The organism is Klebsiella sp. PCX (assembly GCF_021869705.1).
Lineage (GTDB): Bacteria > Pseudomonadota > Gammaproteobacteria > Enterobacterales > Enterobacteriaceae > Klebsiella > Klebsiella quasipneumoniae.
In genome coordinates, this window is the sequence record NZ_CP091527.1 from 4,738,331 (window position 1) to 4,754,886 (window position 16,556).

Annotated in this window: 16 protein-coding genes; 9 read left to right on the forward strand and 7 right to left on the reverse strand. The window is 58.0% G+C overall.

What is annotated here, in order from left to right; all coding sequences use genetic code 11:
* The first annotated feature begins 159 nt into the window (after window positions 1-159).
* From GQR96_RS22795 to GQR96_RS22805, 3 genes are read left to right on the forward strand one after another with little or no spacing between them, the layout of a single operon-like run.
* The gene (locus GQR96_RS22795) at window positions 160-1,158 is read left to right on the forward strand and encodes a hydrolase (protein ID WP_072140368.1); all 999 of its coding nucleotides are present in this window, start codon (window positions 160-162) and stop codon (window positions 1,156-1,158) included.
* A complete protein-coding gene (locus tag GQR96_RS22800; RefSeq protein ID WP_002920151.1) occupies window positions 1,155-1,373 on the forward strand; it encodes a YheU family protein in 219 nt (72 codons plus the stop codon). The genes GQR96_RS22795 and GQR96_RS22800 overlap by 4 nt, the downstream gene beginning before the upstream one ends.
* A 36-nt stretch (window positions 1,374-1,409) precedes the next feature.
* Complete coding sequence (locus GQR96_RS22805; protein ID WP_004202201.1) at window positions 1,410-2,279, forward strand: phosphoribulokinase; 870 nt, start codon at window positions 1,410-1,412, stop codon at window positions 2,277-2,279.
* Window positions 2,280-2,334: 55 nt separating this feature from the next.
* On the opposite strand, the gene GQR96_RS22810 is transcribed toward GQR96_RS22805, so the two are convergent.
* Window positions 2,335-2,739, reverse strand: a complete 405-nt coding sequence (locus GQR96_RS22810) for an OsmC family protein (protein ID WP_004202200.1) — start codon at window positions 2,737-2,739, stop codon at window positions 2,335-2,337.
* Between the two features lie 306 nt (window positions 2,740-3,045).
* On the opposite strand from GQR96_RS22810, the gene crp reads away from it, so the two are divergent.
* Window positions 3,046-3,678, forward strand: coding sequence for a cAMP-activated global transcriptional regulator CRP (gene crp, locus GQR96_RS22815; protein ID WP_000242758.1), 633 nt, complete (start codon window positions 3,046-3,048; stop codon window positions 3,676-3,678).
* Between the two features lie 51 nt (window positions 3,679-3,729).
* Window positions 3,730-5,808, forward strand: coding sequence for a YccS/YhfK family putative transporter (locus tag GQR96_RS22820; protein WP_032456678.1), 2,079 nt, complete (start codon window positions 3,730-3,732; stop codon window positions 5,806-5,808).
* Here the strand turns inward: GQR96_RS22820 and GQR96_RS22825 are convergent.
* From GQR96_RS22825 to ppiA, 5 genes are all read right to left on the reverse strand, one after another.
* Entirely contained in the window at window positions 5,798-7,018 is a 1,221-nt protein-coding gene (locus GQR96_RS22825) for a bifunctional acetylornithine/succinyldiaminopimelate transaminase (protein ID WP_065903841.1), read from the reverse strand. The two genes, GQR96_RS22820 and GQR96_RS22825, sit on opposite strands and share 11 nt — an antisense overlap.
* Before the next feature lie 89 nt (window positions 7,019-7,107).
* On the reverse strand, window positions 7,108-7,671 hold the full coding sequence (gene pabA / locus GQR96_RS22830; protein WP_004202196.1) for an aminodeoxychorismate synthase component 2: 564 nt from the start codon (window positions 7,669-7,671) through the stop codon (window positions 7,108-7,110).
* A gap of 31 nt (window positions 7,672-7,702) precedes the next feature.
* A complete protein-coding gene (locus tag GQR96_RS22835) occupies window positions 7,703-8,305 on the reverse strand; it encodes a putative adenosine monophosphate-protein transferase Fic (protein WP_004202195.1) in 603 nt (200 codons plus the stop codon).
* Window positions 8,295-8,462 (reverse strand): YhfG family protein, encoded by a 168-nt coding sequence (locus tag GQR96_RS22840; protein ID WP_004202194.1) that lies wholly within the window; start codon window positions 8,460-8,462, stop codon window positions 8,295-8,297. The genes GQR96_RS22835 and GQR96_RS22840 overlap by 11 nt, the downstream gene beginning before the upstream one ends.
* Window positions 8,463-8,566: 104 nt before the next feature.
* Window positions 8,567-9,136 (reverse strand): peptidylprolyl isomerase A, encoded by a 570-nt coding sequence (gene ppiA, locus GQR96_RS22845; protein ID WP_002920238.1) that lies wholly within the window; start codon window positions 9,134-9,136, stop codon window positions 8,567-8,569.
* A gap of 276 nt (window positions 9,137-9,412) precedes the next feature.
* On the opposite strand from ppiA, the gene tsgA reads away from it, so the two are divergent.
* Complete coding sequence (gene tsgA, locus GQR96_RS22850; RefSeq protein ID WP_004202192.1) at window positions 9,413-10,600, forward strand: MFS transporter TsgA; 1,188 nt, start codon at window positions 9,413-9,415, stop codon at window positions 10,598-10,600.
* Here the strand turns inward: tsgA and GQR96_RS22855 are convergent.
* Complete coding sequence (locus tag GQR96_RS22855; RefSeq protein ID WP_004202190.1) at window positions 10,597-11,919, reverse strand: cytosine deaminase; 1,323 nt, start codon at window positions 11,917-11,919, stop codon at window positions 10,597-10,599. The genes tsgA and GQR96_RS22855 overlap by 4 nt on opposite strands.
* A 238-nt stretch (window positions 11,920-12,157) precedes the next feature.
* Between GQR96_RS22855 and nirB the strand changes: the two genes are divergently transcribed.
* The 3 genes from nirB to cysG all read left to right on the forward strand — a co-directional run bounded on the left by nirB (window position 12,158) and on the right by cysG (window position 16,551).
* Window positions 12,158-14,701 (forward strand): nitrite reductase large subunit NirB, encoded by a 2,544-nt coding sequence (gene nirB / locus GQR96_RS22860; RefSeq protein ID WP_017899950.1) that lies wholly within the window; start codon window positions 12,158-12,160, stop codon window positions 14,699-14,701.
* Window positions 14,698-15,024, forward strand: a complete 327-nt coding sequence (gene nirD, locus GQR96_RS22865; RefSeq protein WP_004202186.1) for a nitrite reductase small subunit NirD — start codon at window positions 14,698-14,700, stop codon at window positions 15,022-15,024. The genes nirB and nirD overlap by 4 nt, the downstream gene beginning before the upstream one ends.
* Before the next feature lie 153 nt (window positions 15,025-15,177).
* Window positions 15,178-16,551 (forward strand): siroheme synthase CysG, encoded by a 1,374-nt coding sequence (gene cysG, locus GQR96_RS22870; protein WP_032456680.1) that lies wholly within the window; start codon window positions 15,178-15,180, stop codon window positions 16,549-16,551.
* Window positions 16,552-16,556 lie beyond the last annotated feature (5 nt).

A 16,556-nucleotide genomic window follows, 5' to 3' on the forward strand; every position in this document is an offset into this window, starting at 1 on the left:
GGTCTGGCCATCAGTGACATCAATGGTTTGTTGTGGTGTAACCTGGCGTCACTGGCCACAAGACCACATATTGGCTAACTCCTGCGCGCCCTGCGCGGTATAGTCATCATCACGTTTATTAATTATTCTGGTGCTATGGTTGAAATCATCCCCACAGACATGACGCCCCCCGAAAACGATTCGCGTGAGTTCCATCCCATGCGCGGCGTGGGCAATCGTCATCTGCAAACCATGCTGCCGCGGCTGATCCGCCGTAAATTGCGCTTTACCCCGCACTGGCAGCGCCTTGAGCTGCCAGACGGCGATTTTGTCGATCTCGCCTGGAGCGAAGACCCGCACCAGGCGTGCCACAAGCCGCGCCTCGTCGTCTTTCATGGTCTGGAAGGGAGTCTGCACAGCCCGTATGCCCATGGACTGATCCACGCGGCGATGCAGCGCGGCTGGCTTGGCGTAGTCATGCATTTTCGCGGCTGCAGCGGCGAACCTAACCGCAATCACCGCATCTATCACTCCGGCGAAACGGAAGATGGCACCTGGTTTCTGCACTGGCTGCAGCGCGAGTTTGGCCCCGCGCCGACCGCCGCCGTCGGCTATTCGCTGGGCGGCAATATGCTGGGCTGCCTGCTGGCAGAAGAAGGCGACCGCTGCCCGCTGGATGCGGCGGTGATCGTCTCCGCGCCTTTCATGCTGGAAGCCTGCAGCTATCATATGGATAAGGGCTTCTCGCGGGTTTATCAGCGCTACCTGCTCAATCTGTTAAAAGCCAACGCCTCACGCAAGCTGAAAGCGTATCCTGGCTCGCTGCCCGTCGATTTACGTCAGCTCAAAGGGATGCGCCGCATCCGGGAATTTGACGATATGATCACCGCCAAAATCCATGGCTTTGCCGATGCGCTGGATTACTACCGGCAATGCAGCGCCATGCCGCGGCTCAGCGATATCACTAAGCCGACGCTCATCATTCACGCGAAAGACGATCCGTTTATGGACCACCATTCCATTCCCCCGCAGGAACAACTGCCGGCGAACGTCGAGTATCAATTGACTGAACAAGGCGGCCACGTTGGCTTCGTCGGCGGCACCCTGCGTAAACCGGAGATGTGGCTGGAAAGACGCATTCCCGACTGGTTAAACCGCTGGCTGGAGGTTCCCGTATGATTATTCCCTGGCAGGATCTGGATCCCGAAACGCTGGATAACCTGATTGAAAGCTTTGTGTTACGTGAAGGCACCGATTATGGTGAACATGAACGTTCACTTGCCGATAAAGTCGCCGATGTAAAACAGCAGCTGAAACGCGGAGAGGCAGTCCTCGTGTGGTCGGAACTGCATGAGACGGTCAATATTATGCCGCGCGCCCTGTTTAACGGCTAAGGCGACGCCACTACATCGTTTAACCAGGGAGTTGTTATGTCTGCCAAACATCCGGTGATCGCCGTCACAGGCTCCAGCGGCGCGGGCACTACCACCACCAGCCTCGCCTTTCGCAAAATCTTCGCGCAGCTAAATCTGCACGCTGCGGAGGTGGAAGGCGACAGCTTTCATCGCTACACCCGCCCGGAAATGGACATGGCGATCCGCAAAGCGCGGGATCAGGGCAAACATATCAGCTACTTTGGCCCGGAGGCGAACGACTTCGGTCTGCTGGAACAGACCTTTGTCGACTATGGCCGCCATGGCAAAGGTCAGTCGCGTAAATACCTCCACACCTATGACGAAGCCGTGCCGTGGAATCAGGTGCCGGGAACCTTCACCCCGTGGCAGCCGCTGCCGGAGCCGACGGACGTGCTGTTCTATGAGGGGCTGCACGGCGGGGTTGTCACGCCGCAGCATGATGTCGCCAGCCATGTCGACCTGCTGGTCGGGGTCGTGCCTATCGTTAATCTCGAGTGGATACAGAAACTCATTCGCGACACCAGCGAGCGCGGCCACTCCCGGGAGGCGGTGATGGACTCCGTCGTCCGATCGATGGAAGATTACATCAACTTCATCACCCCGCAGTTTTCCCGCACCCACATCAACTTTCAGCGCGTGCCGACGGTGGACACCTCCAACCCGTTTGCCGCGAAAGCGATCCCCTCTCTGGACGAGAGCTTTGTGGTGATCCATTTCCGCAATCTGCAGAACATCGACTTCCCCTGGCTGCTGGCGATGCTACAGGGCTCGTTTATCTCGCACATGAACACTCTGGTGGTGCCGGGCGGTAAAATGGGGCTGGCGATGGAGCTTATTATGGCGCCGCTGGTCGAACGCCTGATGGAAGGCCGCAAGATCGGCTAACAGAAGAAACCCCGGCCAGGCCGGGGTTAAGAAAATTCACAACAGCAGGCGAAGACTACGCCTCGATCACTTCATAGGAATGGGTGATCTTCACCGCTTTTTCCAGCATCAGCGCCACCGAGCAGTATTTCTCTGCCGACAGATCCACCGCACGGGAGACCGCGGCATCTTTCAGCGCCTTACCGGTGACGATAAAGTGCAGATTAATATGCGTGAACAGGCGCGGCGCCTCTTCCCGGCGTTCAGAGGTCAGCTTCACTTCGCAGTTAGTCACCTCATGGCGACCTTTTTGCAAAATGGAGACCACATCGATCGCACTGCAACCGCCCGCCGCCATCAGCACCATTTCCATCGGACTGGGCGCCTTATCCCCGGAGTTGCCATCCATCAGAATCTGGTGTCCTGACGCGGACTCCCCGATAAAGGTTAACCCTTCAACCCATTTCACACGCGCTTGCATAAAATTTAACTCCAGTATCGCAATATTCTTGTCAGATTACGCGCACATAACAATTCTCGCAACGGAAGGCGACCTGCGTCATGCTGAAGCGAGACACCAGGAGACATGCGGCGAAAGCTATGCTAAAACAGTCTGGATGCTACAGTAATACATTGATGTACTGCATGTATGCAGAGGAGTTCACATTACGGGCTGTCGAAAAATCATCAGCCAGCTTCCCAGGTATAGGGAAACAATACGATTGCATGCCCGGACGCCGTGTAGTGTCGGCGCCCGGAGATAGCTTATAACAGAGGATAACCGCGCATGGTGCTTGGCAAACCGCAAACAGACCCTACCCTTGAATGGTTCTTGTCTCATTGCCACATTCATAAGTACCCATCAAAGAGCACGCTGATCCACCAGGGTGAGAAAGCAGAAACGCTGTACTACATCGTTAAAGGCTCCGTGGCTGTACTCATCAAGGATGAAGAAGGTAAAGAGATGATCCTCTCCTACCTCAACCAGGGCGATTTCATCGGTGAATTAGGCCTGTTTGAAGAGGGTCAGGAGCGTAGCGCCTGGGTACGGGCGAAAACCGCATGTGAAGTGGCCGAAATCTCTTATAAGAAATTCCGTCAGCTGATCCAGGTGAACCCGGACATTCTGATGCGTCTCTCTTCGCAAATGGCTCGCCGTCTGCAGGTGACGTCTGAGAAAGTGGGCAACCTCGCCTTCCTCGACGTGACGGGCCGTATCGCCCAGACGCTGCTGAACCTGGCGAAGCAACCCGATGCCATGACCCACCCGGACGGTATGCAAATTAAAATTACCCGTCAGGAAATTGGTCAGATCGTCGGCTGCTCTCGTGAAACCGTTGGCCGTATTTTGAAAATGCTGGAAGATCAGAACCTGATTTCCGCCCACGGTAAAACTATCGTCGTCTACGGTACCCGTTAAGTTGCTAAGCGGCGTATTGCTCCTGCAGTACGCCGTTTTTGTTTTTCCCTCATGTGGCGCAGGCTGATTTACCACCCGGAAGTTAACTATGCACTGCGGCAAACGCTGGTGCTGTGTCTGCCTGTGGCCATCGGTCTTCTGCTCGGCCATCTCCAGCAGGGGCTCCTGTTCTCCTTAGTCCCCGCCTGCTGCAACATCGCCGGCCTCGACACCCCGCATAAGCGCTTTTTTAAACGTCTGATTATCGGCGGCTGTCTGTTTGCCGGATGCAGCCTGGTGGTGCAGCTGCTGCTCGCCCAGGCGATTCCTCTGCCGCTTATTCTCAGCGGCCTGGCGCTATTGCTCGGCGTCACCGCGGAGATCAGTTCGCTGCACGCGCGCCTGCTGCCCGCGTCGCTGATCGCCGCCATTTTTACTCTCAGCCTGGCGGGCAATATGCCCATCTGGGAGCCGCTGCTGATCTACGCCTTCGGCACGCTATGGTACGGCGTGTTTAACTGGTTCTGGTTCTGGCTGTGGCGTGAACAGCCGCTGCGGGAGTCGCTCAGTTTGCTCTACCGGGAACTGGCCAATTATTGCGAAGCCAAATATAGCCTGTTGACCCAGCATACCGATCCCTCGACCGCCCTGCCGCCGCTGCTCATCCGCCAGCAGAAGGTGGTCGATTTAATCACCCAGTGCTATCAGCAGATGCATATGCTGGCCGCCAACCAACGTAACGACCACAAACGTCTTCTGCGGGCGTTCCAGATGGGGCTGGATCTACAGGAGCATATTTCGGTCAGCCTGCATCAGCCGGAAGAGGTGCAAAAACTGGTAGAACGCAGCCATGCCGAAGCGGTGATCCGCTGGAACGCGCAGACCGTCGCCGCCCGTCTGCGGGTGCTGGCGGATGACATGCTCTATCATCGCTTTCCGCAGCGCTTCCAGATGGATAAACAGATCGGCGCCCTGGAAAAGATCGCCCGCCAGCATCCGGACAACCCGGTCGGCCACTTCTGCGCCTGGCACTTCAGCCGCATCGCCCGGGTGCTGCATACCCAGCGCCCGCTGTATGCCCGGGATCTGATGGCTGACAAAGAGCGTCGTTTACCGCTGTTTCCCGCGCTAAAAAACTATCTGTCGCTGAAATCGCCCGCGCTGCGCAATGCCGCCCGCATCAGCGTGATGCTGAGCATCGCCAGCCTGATGGGCAACGCCCTGCATTTGCCGAAGCCCTACTGGATCCTGATGACGGTGCTCTTTGTTACCCAGAATGGCTATGGCGCCACGCGGGTTCGTATTGTCCACCGGGCGGCGGGGACGCTCGCCGGCCTGATCATAGCCGGGCTGACCTTGCACTTTCACGTTCCGGAGAGCTACACCCTGAGCGGGATGCTGCTGATCACACTGCTCAGCTATCTGATTATCCGCAAACACTATGGCTGGGCGATGGTGGGCTTTACGGTGACGGCGGTATATACCCTGCAGCTGCTGACGCTCAACGGCGAACAGTTTATTATCGCCCGGCTGATCGACACGCTGATCGGCTGCCTGATCGCCTTCGGCGGGATGGTCTGGCTGTGGCCGCAGTGGCAGAGCGGCCTGCTGAAAAAAAACGCCCACGATGCGCTGGAGGCCGACCAGCAGGCGATTCGCCTGATCCTCAGCCCCGATCCCAAAGCGCCCGCGCTGGCCTATCAACGTATGCGCGTTAATCAGGCGCACAACGCGCTCTACAACTCCCTGAATCAGGCGATGCAGGAGCCGGGGTTCAATACCCACTACCTGGAAGATATGAAGCTATGGGTGACGCACAGCCAGTTTATCGTCGAACATATCAACGCCATGACCACCCTGGCCCGGGAGCATACGATGCTCACCCCGGATCTTGCCCAGCGCTATCTCGAATCCTGTGAGATTGCCCTGCAGCGCTGTCAGCAGCGGCTGGACAGCGATGGCCCCGGCAGCACAGGGGATGTCAATATTATGGAGTCACCGGAAAGCGAGGTGCCGATCGGTCCGTTAAGCACCCTGGAGCAGCATCTGCAACGCATTCTGGGCCATCTGAACACCATGCACACTATCTCGTCTGTAGCATGGCGTCAGCGGCCGCATCATGGCATCTGGCTACGGAAGATCAGCCGTTAATCACCTTTGCCACTGCCAGGGCAAAGCGCGCCATCCCCTCGGCGATATCCTGCTCTTCGATGATCAGCGAGGGAACAAAACGCATCACGTCCGGCCCGGCGTTAAGCACCATGACGCCGGCTTCCGCAGCGGCATAGAGGAAATCGCGCGCGCGGCCCTTGTGCTGCGGCTTAAGTTCGGCGCCAATCAGCAGGCCCATCCCGCGAATATCACTGAACAGATCAAACTCGGCATCCAGCTGCTGCAGGTGTTTGACGAACAGTTCGCGTTTCGCGTTCACGCCATCCAGCACCGCCGGAGTATTGATCAGATCGAAAGCGGCGTTGGCGACCGCGCAGGCCAGCGGGTTGCCGCCGTAGGTTGACCCATGGGAACCGGCATGGAAGGCGCTGGCGATCTCGTGGGTGGTCAACATGGCGCTGACCGGGAAACCGCCGCCCAGCGCTTTCGCGCTGGTGAGAATATCCGGGGTTACGCCATAGTGCATATAGGCGAACAGCGATCCGGTACGCCCCATACCACACTGCACTTCATCAAAGACTAACAGCGCCTGGTGCTGATCGCACAGTTCGCGCAGTCCTTGCAGGAACGCCGGCGTTGCTGCCGTCACGCCACCTTCGCCCTGAATCGGCTCCACCACCACCGCGCAGGTGTGGTCATCCATCACCGCTTTTACCGCCTGCAGGTCGTTGAAGGGAACATGGACAATATCCGCCGGTTTAGGGCCGAAACCATCGGAGTACTTCGGCTGCCCACCGACCGAGACGGTAAACAGAGAGCGGCCATGAAAAGCGTTATGGAAGGCGATGATTTTGGTTTTATATGGGCTATGGCGGGTCACCGCATAGTGACGCGCCAGCTTAAAGGCTGTTTCATTGGCTTCGGTACCGGAGTTCATAAACACCACTCGCTCGGCGAAGGTGGCATCGACAAGCTTACGTCCCAGGCGCAGCGCTGGCTCATTGGTAAAGACGTTGCTGGTATGCCACAGCGTTTCGCCCTGCTCGTGAAGCGCCGCCACCAGCGCCGGGTGGCAATGGCCCAGCGCCGTCACCGCGATACCGCCGGCGAAATCAATATACTCTTTGCCCTGCTGATCCCAGACGCGGCTGCCTTTCCCCTTTACCGGGATGAATTCTGCCGGTGCATAAATTGGCAAAATAACTTCATCGAATGTGGCGCGGGTGATTGCCGGTTGTTCAGTTGCCATGTCTTGCCCATCCCTCTTCGTTATGCAGATATGATTATGATAATATAATCACAAAATATGCATAAAAAGTCAGTCAATGGCAACCGAAATCACCGCTTAATAAAGTTCGCCAGCAATTGATGGCCCTGTTCGCTAAGGATGCTTTCCGGATGGAACTGCACGCCCTCGAGATCCCAGTCGCGATGACGAATCCCCATGATCTCACCGCTGGCGCTGCGGGCGGTGACGATAAACTCAGGCGGCAGCGTCGGCGGGTCAATCACCAGCGAATGATAGCGGGTCACCGTCAGAGGATTATTCAGCTCCTGAAACACCCCTTCGCCGTTATGCTCGATAAGCGAAGTTTTTCCATGCATCACCTGCGCCGCCCGCACAATGGTCGCGCCAAACGCCTGGGCTATCGCCTGATGCCCGAGGCAGACGCCCAGCAGCGGCGTTTTTCCTGCATAGTGACGGATTACTGAGAGGGAAATCCCCGCTTCATCCGGCGTACAGGGACCGGGCGAAATCACCATCTTCTCCGGCGCCAGCGACGCTATCTCCTCCAGCGTCAACGCATCGTTGCGCCTGACCAGCACTTCCGCCCCCAGTTCGCAAAAGTACTGATACAGATTCCAGGTGAAAGAGTCATAGTTATCGATAAGCAGGATCATAGCGGCTCCGGAACAATCAAACCGGGCTATTCTACTCAGATTCCCGCGCTTCGCTTACCACTTTGCGAAAGATCGCCGCCAGCGGGTCCGGATCGCCCATCGCGCCCTGCTGGCAGGCGGTGCTCCAGGCGGCAGGATCGACGTCACGCCAGTCAAGAAGGTAGCCGGCATGTATCGCCAGCTGTTCAAAGAAAATGCGCTGGGTCAGGCCATTGCCGAGACGAAAAGGGTGCAGCACATTAATTTCACCATAGAACCAGCTCAGGCGTTCGATAAAGGTATCCCGCGGCAGGCCGAAGAGATAATCCTCCTGCTCCAGGGCCTGCATCAGGGCGTTCCCTTCCTCTTCGATGCGGGCAAAGTGACAGAACGGCGTATCGCCCAGGTAGAGGTTCACTTCACGCAGCCTACCCGCCCAGTCAAACAGATCCTGATAAAGCTGATGATGAATAGCGCACAGATAGGGTAAGCCGCGCACCCGCGGACCCAGCGGCAGGGTAGCCGCCCGCAGCGATGTCATCTCCAGGGCAGCCTGCTGCAGAGTGTTGGCCTGGCGGATGCCGAGGCGGTTGCGCAGGACGTTCAGGGCCGGATAGAGGTAAGGATCGCGTTCATCGCCAAATTTATCGCTCATACTCCCTCCGCAGCGTCGCGAGGCGCGCCTGCGCCTCCTCGGCAGTCAGCGTAACCAGTGGCACCGATACGCCTTCGAGGCGACGGCTGGCCTGAAAATTGCTATTACGTGTCTGTTCCCAGAGTCGGGATTTTTGCTTATCGGTGAGTGGACGCATCGTCGCCCCCTTATCGTCCCCTGTGTGCCACAAGTATAAGCAGCAATTACAGGTTATGCCGGGAGGCAACCGGCGCGGCGATAGACTACCGCGCCGTGGGAAGATTAGGGCAGCACTTTCGCAGAGAGGATAACAACCGGTTTAGTCGGCACATTCTGGTATGGGCCGACGTTATGGGTCTGAACCTGGGAGATCTTATCCGCAACGTCCATGCCTTTCACTACCTTGCCAAACACCGCATAGCCAAAGTCGCGCTGGCCATGGTCGAGGAAGGCGTTATCCGCCACGTTGATGAAGAACTGGCTGGTGGCGCTATCCTGATCGGCGGTACGCGCCATGGCGATGGTGCCGCGGGTGTTGCGCAGGCCGTTGTCTGCTTCATTTTTGATCGGCGGGTTAGGCTGTTTCTGCTGCATCTGCTCGTTGAAGCCGCCGCCCTGCACCATGAATCCCGGGATCACGCGATGGAAGGTAGTGTTGTTGTAGAAGCCGCTGTTAACGTACTTCAGGAAGTTATCCACGGAAATCGGGGCTTTCTGGCTGTTTAACTCAAGCTCAATGTTACCTGCCGAGGTGGTCAGCAGCACATGCGGATCGCCCTTTGCCGCCATGGCCGGGGAGAACGCTGAAATGGCGAAAACGGCAGCCATCGCCGCCAGTGTTGATTTGAGCATGGAAAATCCTTAACGGAGCAGAATAAAAGCGAGTGCCTTGATTCTAAAGAGCCTTTGCATCCTGGGCCAGCCTTTTACCAAATTTTACTTAGCTGTAATAATTGTAACCGCGCAAACGTTCTCTCTGGCGTCGAAAAAACGTGATTCAAGTCACATTAAAACATGCAAAAGATAACGTATTTCACAATAAACATTTAATTACATCACCTGAACGACTAAAATCTGTCCGCCCGGCGCGGCGTCAACGCGCTTTACCTTTCTATTCACAGGCCAGTCATGACTAACAGCAACCGTATTAAGCTCACATGGATCAGCTTCTTCTCCTACGCCCTGACCGGCGCGTTGGTGATCGTCACCGGGATGGTGATGGGTAACATTGCGGATTATTTCCATCTGCCCGTTTCCAGTATGAGCAACACCTTTACCTTTCTGAACGCCGGTATTCTGATCTCCATCTTCCTCAATGCCTGGCTGATGGAGATCGTGCCGCTGAAAACTCAGCTGCGTTTTGGCTTTATTTTGATGGTGCTGGCGGTGGCCGGCCTGATGCTCAGCCACAGCCTGGCGCTGTTCTCCGCATCAATGTTCGTTCTCGGCCTGGTGAGCGGGATCACCATGTCGATCGGGACCTTCCTGATCACCCATATGTATGAAGGCCGTCAGCGCGGGGCGCGTCTGCTGTTTACCGACTCCTTCTTTAGCATGGCGGGAATGATTTTCCCGATGGTCGCCGCAGTCCTGCTGGCGCGCAGCATCGAGTGGTACTGGGTCTACGCCTGTATCGGTCTGGTGTATGTCGCTATTTTCGTCCTGACATTCGGCTGTGACTTCCCGGTACTCGGCAAAAAAGCGCAGAGCGAAAACAGCCAGCCGGTGGTGAAAGAGAAGTGGGGCATCGGCGTGCTGTTCCTCTCCGTCGCGGCGCTGTGCTATATCCTCGGTCAGCTGGGCTTTATCTCCTGGGTACCGGAATATGCCAAGAGCCTTGGCATGAGCCTCGGCGATGCCGGTAAGCTGGTGAGCGATTTCTGGATGTCCTACATGATCGGCATGTGGTCATTCAGCTTTATCCTGCGCTTCTTCGACCTGCAGCGCATCTTAACCGTCCTCGCCGGCCTCGCGACGGTGCTGATGTACCTGTTTATCAATGGTTCGCCGGAGCATATGCCGTGGTTTATTCTGACCCTGGGCTTCTTCTCCAGCGCCATCTACACCTCGATCATTACGCTCGGTTCGCAGCAAACTAAAGTCGCTTCACCAAAGCTGGTGAACTTTATCCTCACCTGCGGCACCATCGGCACCATGCTGACTTTCGTGGTCACCGGCCCGATTGTGGCAGCCAGCGGTCCGCTGGCCGCGCTGCACACCGCTAACGGCCTCTACGCCGTGGTGTTCGTGATGTGCTTTATCCTCGGCTTCGTCTCCCGTCACCGCCAGAACAACGCTCAGGCGGCGTCTCACTAAGCCTTCGGCCCCTTTGCGTCCGCAAGGGGGCTGTTTCTCATAAAAGAAAGCTCCTCGCCACCGCGGTCGGTCTGGATCCAGGTTTGCGCCAGTTGGGTGGTCGCAATCACCCTTCCCTCGCGAATTGACCAGCGCACCGGCACCTGGCAGCGTACCGCCTCAAAGCCATTCTCCGCCGGCAGAATGATCAGGTTAGCCGGATTGCCGCTGACGATGCCGTAATCCGTCAGGCCAAACGTGCGGGCGCTGTTGTCGGTGACAAGCTGCAGGCCGTCGTTAATTTGCTGGTAGCCCATCAGCTGGCAAACGTGGAGCCCCATATGCAGGACCTGCAGCATATTACCGGTCCCCAGCGGGTACCACGGGTCAAAGACATCATCATGACCAAAGCAAACGTTGATCCCCGCCGCCATCAGCTCCTTCACCCGGGTAATGCCTCGTCGCTTCGGGTAGTCGTCAAACCGGCCCTGCAGATGAATATTGACCAGCGGATTGGCGACAAAATTGATGCCGGAGAGCTTAAGCAGGCGGAACAAGCGCGAGGTATAAGCGCCATTATAGGAGTGCATGGCGGTGGTATGGCTGGCCGTCACCCGCGGCCCTATTCCCGCTTTTAACGCCAGCGCGGCAACGGTTTCCACAAAGCGCGACTGTTCGTCGTCAATTTCATCGCAGTGAATATCCAGCGGGCGGTCATATTTCCGCGCCAGTCGGAAAGCGATATGCAGCGATTCCACCCCATATTCACGGGTGAACTCAAAGTGCGGGATCGCCCCAACGACATCCGCCCCCAGCTTCAGGGCCTCTTCCAGCAGCGCCTCGCCGTTGGGGTAAGAGAGGATCCCCTCCTGCGGAAAAGCGACAATCTGCAGCTCGACCCATGGCGCCACCTCCTGTTTGACCTCCAGCATCGCCTTCAGCGCCGTCAACGTCGGATCGGAGACATCGACATGGGTACGGACAAACTGCACGCCATTGGCGATCTGCCACTTGAGGGTTTTCCACGCCCGGGCTTTAACGTCTTCATGGCTGAGCAGCGCTTTCCGCTCCGCCCAGCGCTCAATCCCCTCAAACAGAGTGCCGGACTGGTTCCAGTTTGGCTCGCCGGCCGTCTGGGTGGTATCCAGATGGATATGCGGCTCAATAAAAGGCGGGATCGCCAGCCCGCCGCGAGCGTTCAACACTTCGTAGCTTTCGTCCCGCGCCTCCCCCATCGGCGTGATCTCGCCAAAGCGCCCCTTATCTATCGCTATCTGCCACAGGCCGTCGCGGTCTGCCAGGCGTACGTTCTGAATCAACCAAAGCGGCGCTGCTGTCATATCAACCTCTCCATTCAATACGGCTTGTTTTCTACTCAACCCCAATCGCGACCCACCCAATTCTTGTACACAAAATCAGCAAAAAGGAAAAGTCAGCGTTTTCCACAACTTAGAAAAATACAGACAAATCAATTATATACCCATTAAGTGGTAGGTGAAGTTGTCATTGATTTGCATCAATAAGCCTGATGGCTGAATCGTTAAGGTAGGCGGTAATAGAAAAGAAATCGAGGCAAAAATGAGCAAAGTCAGAATCGCTATTATCGGTAACGGCATGGTTGGCCATCGCTTTATCGAAGAGCTTCTTGATAAGGCGCCTGCCGGACAATTCGACATTACCGTGTTCTGTGAAGAGCCGCGTATCGCCTACGACCGTGTCCACCTGTCGTCTTATTTCTCCCACCATACCGCAGAAGAGCTGTCGCTGGTCCGCGAAGGTTTCTATGAGAAACACGGCGTCAAGGTGCTGGTCGGCGAAAGGGCCATCACTATCAACCGCCAGGAGAAGGTGATCCACTCCAGCGCCGGGCGCACGGTGTTCTACGACAAGCTGATCATGGCGACCGGCTCATACCCCTGGATCCCGCCGATTAAAGGCGCGGAAACCCAGGATTGCTTCGTCTATCGCACCATTGAAGATCTCAACGCCATTGAATCCTGCGCCCGTCGCAGCAAACGCGGCGCGGTGGTCGGCGGCGGTCTGCTCGGCCTCGAAGCCGCAGGCGCGCTGAAAAACCTCGGCGTGGAAACCCACGTCATCGAATTCGCGCCGATGCTGATGGCCGAGCAGCTCGACCAGATGGGCGGCGAGCAGCTGCGGCGCAAAATTGAAAGCATGGGCGTGAAAGTTCACACCAGTAAAAACACCAAAGAGATCGTTCAGCAGGGCATCGAGGCGCGCAAAACCATGCGCTTCGCCGACGGTAGCGAGCTGCAGGTCGATTTCATCGTCTTCTCTACCGGGATCCGCCCGCGCGATAAACTGGCCACCCAGTGCGGGCTGGCGGTTGCCCAGCGCGGCGGCATCATGGTCAACGATAGCTGCCAGACCTCCGACCCGGATATCTATGCCATCGGCGAATGCGCCAGCTGGAACAACCGCGTGTATGGCCTCGTCGCGCCGGGTTATAAAATGGCCCAGGTGGCCGTCGATCACCTCCTCGGCAGTGAAAACAGCTTCACCGGCGCCGACCTCAGCGCCAAGCTGAAGCTGCTGGGCGTGGACGTGGGCGGCATCGGCGATGCCCACGGCCGCACGCCGGGCGCCCGCAGCTACGTCTATCTTGACGAAAGCAAAGAAGTCTATAAGCGTCTGATCGTCAGCGCCGACAACAAAACCCTGCTCGGCGCGGTGCTGGTCGGCGACACCAGTGACTACGGCAACCTGCTGCAGCTGGTGCTCAACGCCATCGAGCTGCCGGAGAATCCGGATTCGCTGATCCTCCCGGCCCACGCCGGCAGCGGCAAGCCGTCGATCGGCGTCGATAAACTGCCGGACAGCGCGCAAATCTGCTCCTGCTTCGACGTCAGCAAAGGCGACCTGATCGCCGCCATCAACAAAGGCTGCCATACCGTCGCGGCGCTGAAAGCGGAAACCAAGGCCGGTACCGGCTGCGGCGGCTGCATCCCGCTGGTCACCCAGGTGCTCAACGCCGAGCTGGCGAAACAGGGCATCGAGGTCAACAACAACCTGTGCGAACACTTCGCTTACTCCCGCCAGGAGCTGTTCCACCTGATCCGCGTGGAAGGCATCAAAACCTTCGACGAACTGCTGGCCAAACACGGCCAGGGCTACGGCTGTGAAGTTTGTAAACCAACCGTCGGCTCCCTGCTGGCCTCCTGCTGGAATGAGTACATCCTCAAGCCTCAGCACACGCCGCTGCAGGACACCAACGACAACTTCCTCGCCAACATCCAGAAAGATGGCACCTACTCGGTCATTCCGCGCTCCGCGGGCGGCGAAATCACCCCGGAAGGGCTGGTCGCCGTGGGCCGTATCGCTCGTGAATTCAATCTGTACACCAAAATCACCGGCTCCCAGCGCATCGGCCTGTTTGGCGCGCAGAAAGACGACCTGCCGGAAATCTGGCGGCAGCTGATTGAAGCGGGCTTCGAAACCGGCCACGCCTACGCTAAAGCGCTGCGGATGGCGAAAACCTGCGTCGGCAGCACCTGGTGCCGCTACGGGGTCGGCGACAGCGTCGGCTTCGGCGTCGAACTGGAAAACCGCTACAAAGGCATCCGCACCCCGCACAAAATGAAGTTCGGCGTCTCCGGCTGTACCCGCGAATGCGCGGAAGCCCAGGGCAAAGACGTCGGGATCATCGCCACCGAGAAAGGCTGGAACCTGTACGTATGCGGTAACGGGGGGATGAAGCCGCGCCACGCCGATCTGCTGGCCGCGGACCTCGATCGCGAGACGCTGATTACGTATCTCGACCGCTTTATGATGTTCTACATCCGCACCGCCGATAAGCTGACCCGCACCGCGCCGTGGCTGGACAACATGGAAGGCGGGATCGACTATCTGCGCAGCGTGATCATCGATGACAAGCTCGGTCTGAACGACCATCTGGAAGAGGAGCTGGCTCGCCTGCGCGCCGCCTTCGCCTGCGAGTGGACCGAGACCGTCAATAACCCGGCGGCGCAGACTCGCTTCAAACACTTTATCAACAGCGACCAGCGCGACCCGAACGTTCAGGTGGTGCCGGAACGTGACCAGCATCGCCCGGCCACGCCGTATGAGCGTATCCCGGTTACTCTGGTGGAGGAAAAAGCATGAGCCAGTGGGTAAACATCTGCAAAATTGACGACATCCTGCCCGCCACCGGCGTCTGCGCCCTGCTCGGTCAGCAGCAGGTGGCGATCTTCCGTCCGTACCATGACGACAGGGTGTTCGCCATCAGCAATATCGATCCATTCTTCAATGCCAGCGTGCTGTCCCGCGGGATTATCGCTGAGCATGACGGCGCCCTGTGGGTTGCCAGCCCGCTGAAAAAACAGCGCTTCCGCCTGAGCGACGGCCTGTGTATGGAAGATGCCAGCCACTCTATCGCCCGTTTCGACGCCCGGGTAAAAGACGGCCACGTTCAGCTTAAAGCGTGAGTCCCGCTTCCTCCCCCCGGTCACGGGGGGAGATATAAGTAACACTTCTGACCGACAGCGCATGAGTGCGGGATATGTCGCATGTTTTGTATTACCTTTGCTGCTATTCTACGACCACTCACTTTCTACCCCTTATTTTTATGAGGTTATTCTGTGGATCACTTACCCATATTCTGCCAGTTACGCCAGCGGGATTGTTTACTGGTTGGCGGCGGGGATGTCGCCGAACGCAAGGCCCGTCTGCTGCTGGATGCTGGCGCAAACGTCACGGTCAATGCGCTCGACTTTACCCCTCAGTTTCAGGTGTGGGCCGATTCACAGATGCTGACCCTGGTGCAGGGGGAGTTTATCCCCTCGCTGCTGGACAACTGCTGGCTGGCCATCGCCGCTACCGATAATGAAACGGTAAACCAGCAGGTCAGCGACGCGGCCGAAGCGCGGCGTATTTTCTGTAACGTGGTGGATGCCCCGCGCCAGGCCAGCTTTATCATGCCGTCGATCATCGACCGCTCGCCGCTGATGGTCGCCGTCTCCTCGGGCGGGACATCACCGGTGCTGGCGCGCCTGCTGCGCGAGAAGCTGGAGTCAATCTTACCCCTGCATCTTGGTCAGCTGGCCCGCTACGCCGGCCATCTGCGCACTCGCGTCAAGCAGCAGTTTGCCACCGTAGGCGAACGCCGACGGTTCTGGGAGAAGCTGTTCGTTAACGACCGCCTGGCGCAGTCGCTGGCCAATGATGATCGGCAGGCGGTGGCGGATACCACCGAGCAACTGCTGACCGAGCCGTTAGAGCATCGCGGCGAGGTCGTCCTGGTTGGCGCCGGCCCCGGTGACGCCGGGCTGCTCACGCTCAAAGGCCTGCAGCAGATCCAGCAGGCCGACGTGGTGGTCTATGACCGACTGGTCTCCGACGACATCATGAATCTGGTGCGCCGCGATGCCGACCGGGTGTTCGTTGGCAAGCGCTCAGGCTATCACTGCGTGCCTCAGGAGGAGATCAACCAGATCCTGCTGCGCGAAGCGCAAAAAGGAAGACGCGTGGTCCGGCTGAAAGGCGGCGATCCCTTTATCTTTGGCCGCGGCGGAGAGGAGCTGGAGACCCTCTGCGAGGCGGGCATCCCCTTCTCGGTTGTGCCAGGCATCACCGCCGCCTCCGGCTGCTCCGCCTACTCGGGGATCCCGTTGACCCATCGCGATTTCGCCCAGGGCGTGCGCCTGGTCACCGGCCATCTGAAAACCGGCGGCGAGCTGGACTGGGCGAACCTGGCGGTGGAGAAGCAAACCCTGGTGTTCTACATGGGTCTGAACCAGGCGCCGGCGATCCGCGAGAAGCTTATCGCCCACGGCATGGCGGAAGATATGCCTGCCGCCATCGTCGAGAACGGCACCGCCGTGACGCAAAAAGTGGTCAGCGGCACCTTAGGACAGCTGGATATTCTGGCGCAGCAGATGGCCAGCCCGGCGCTGATCATTGTCGGCCGCGTGGTCGGCCTGCGGGATAAACTGAACTGGTTCTCGAACCACTAACCTTC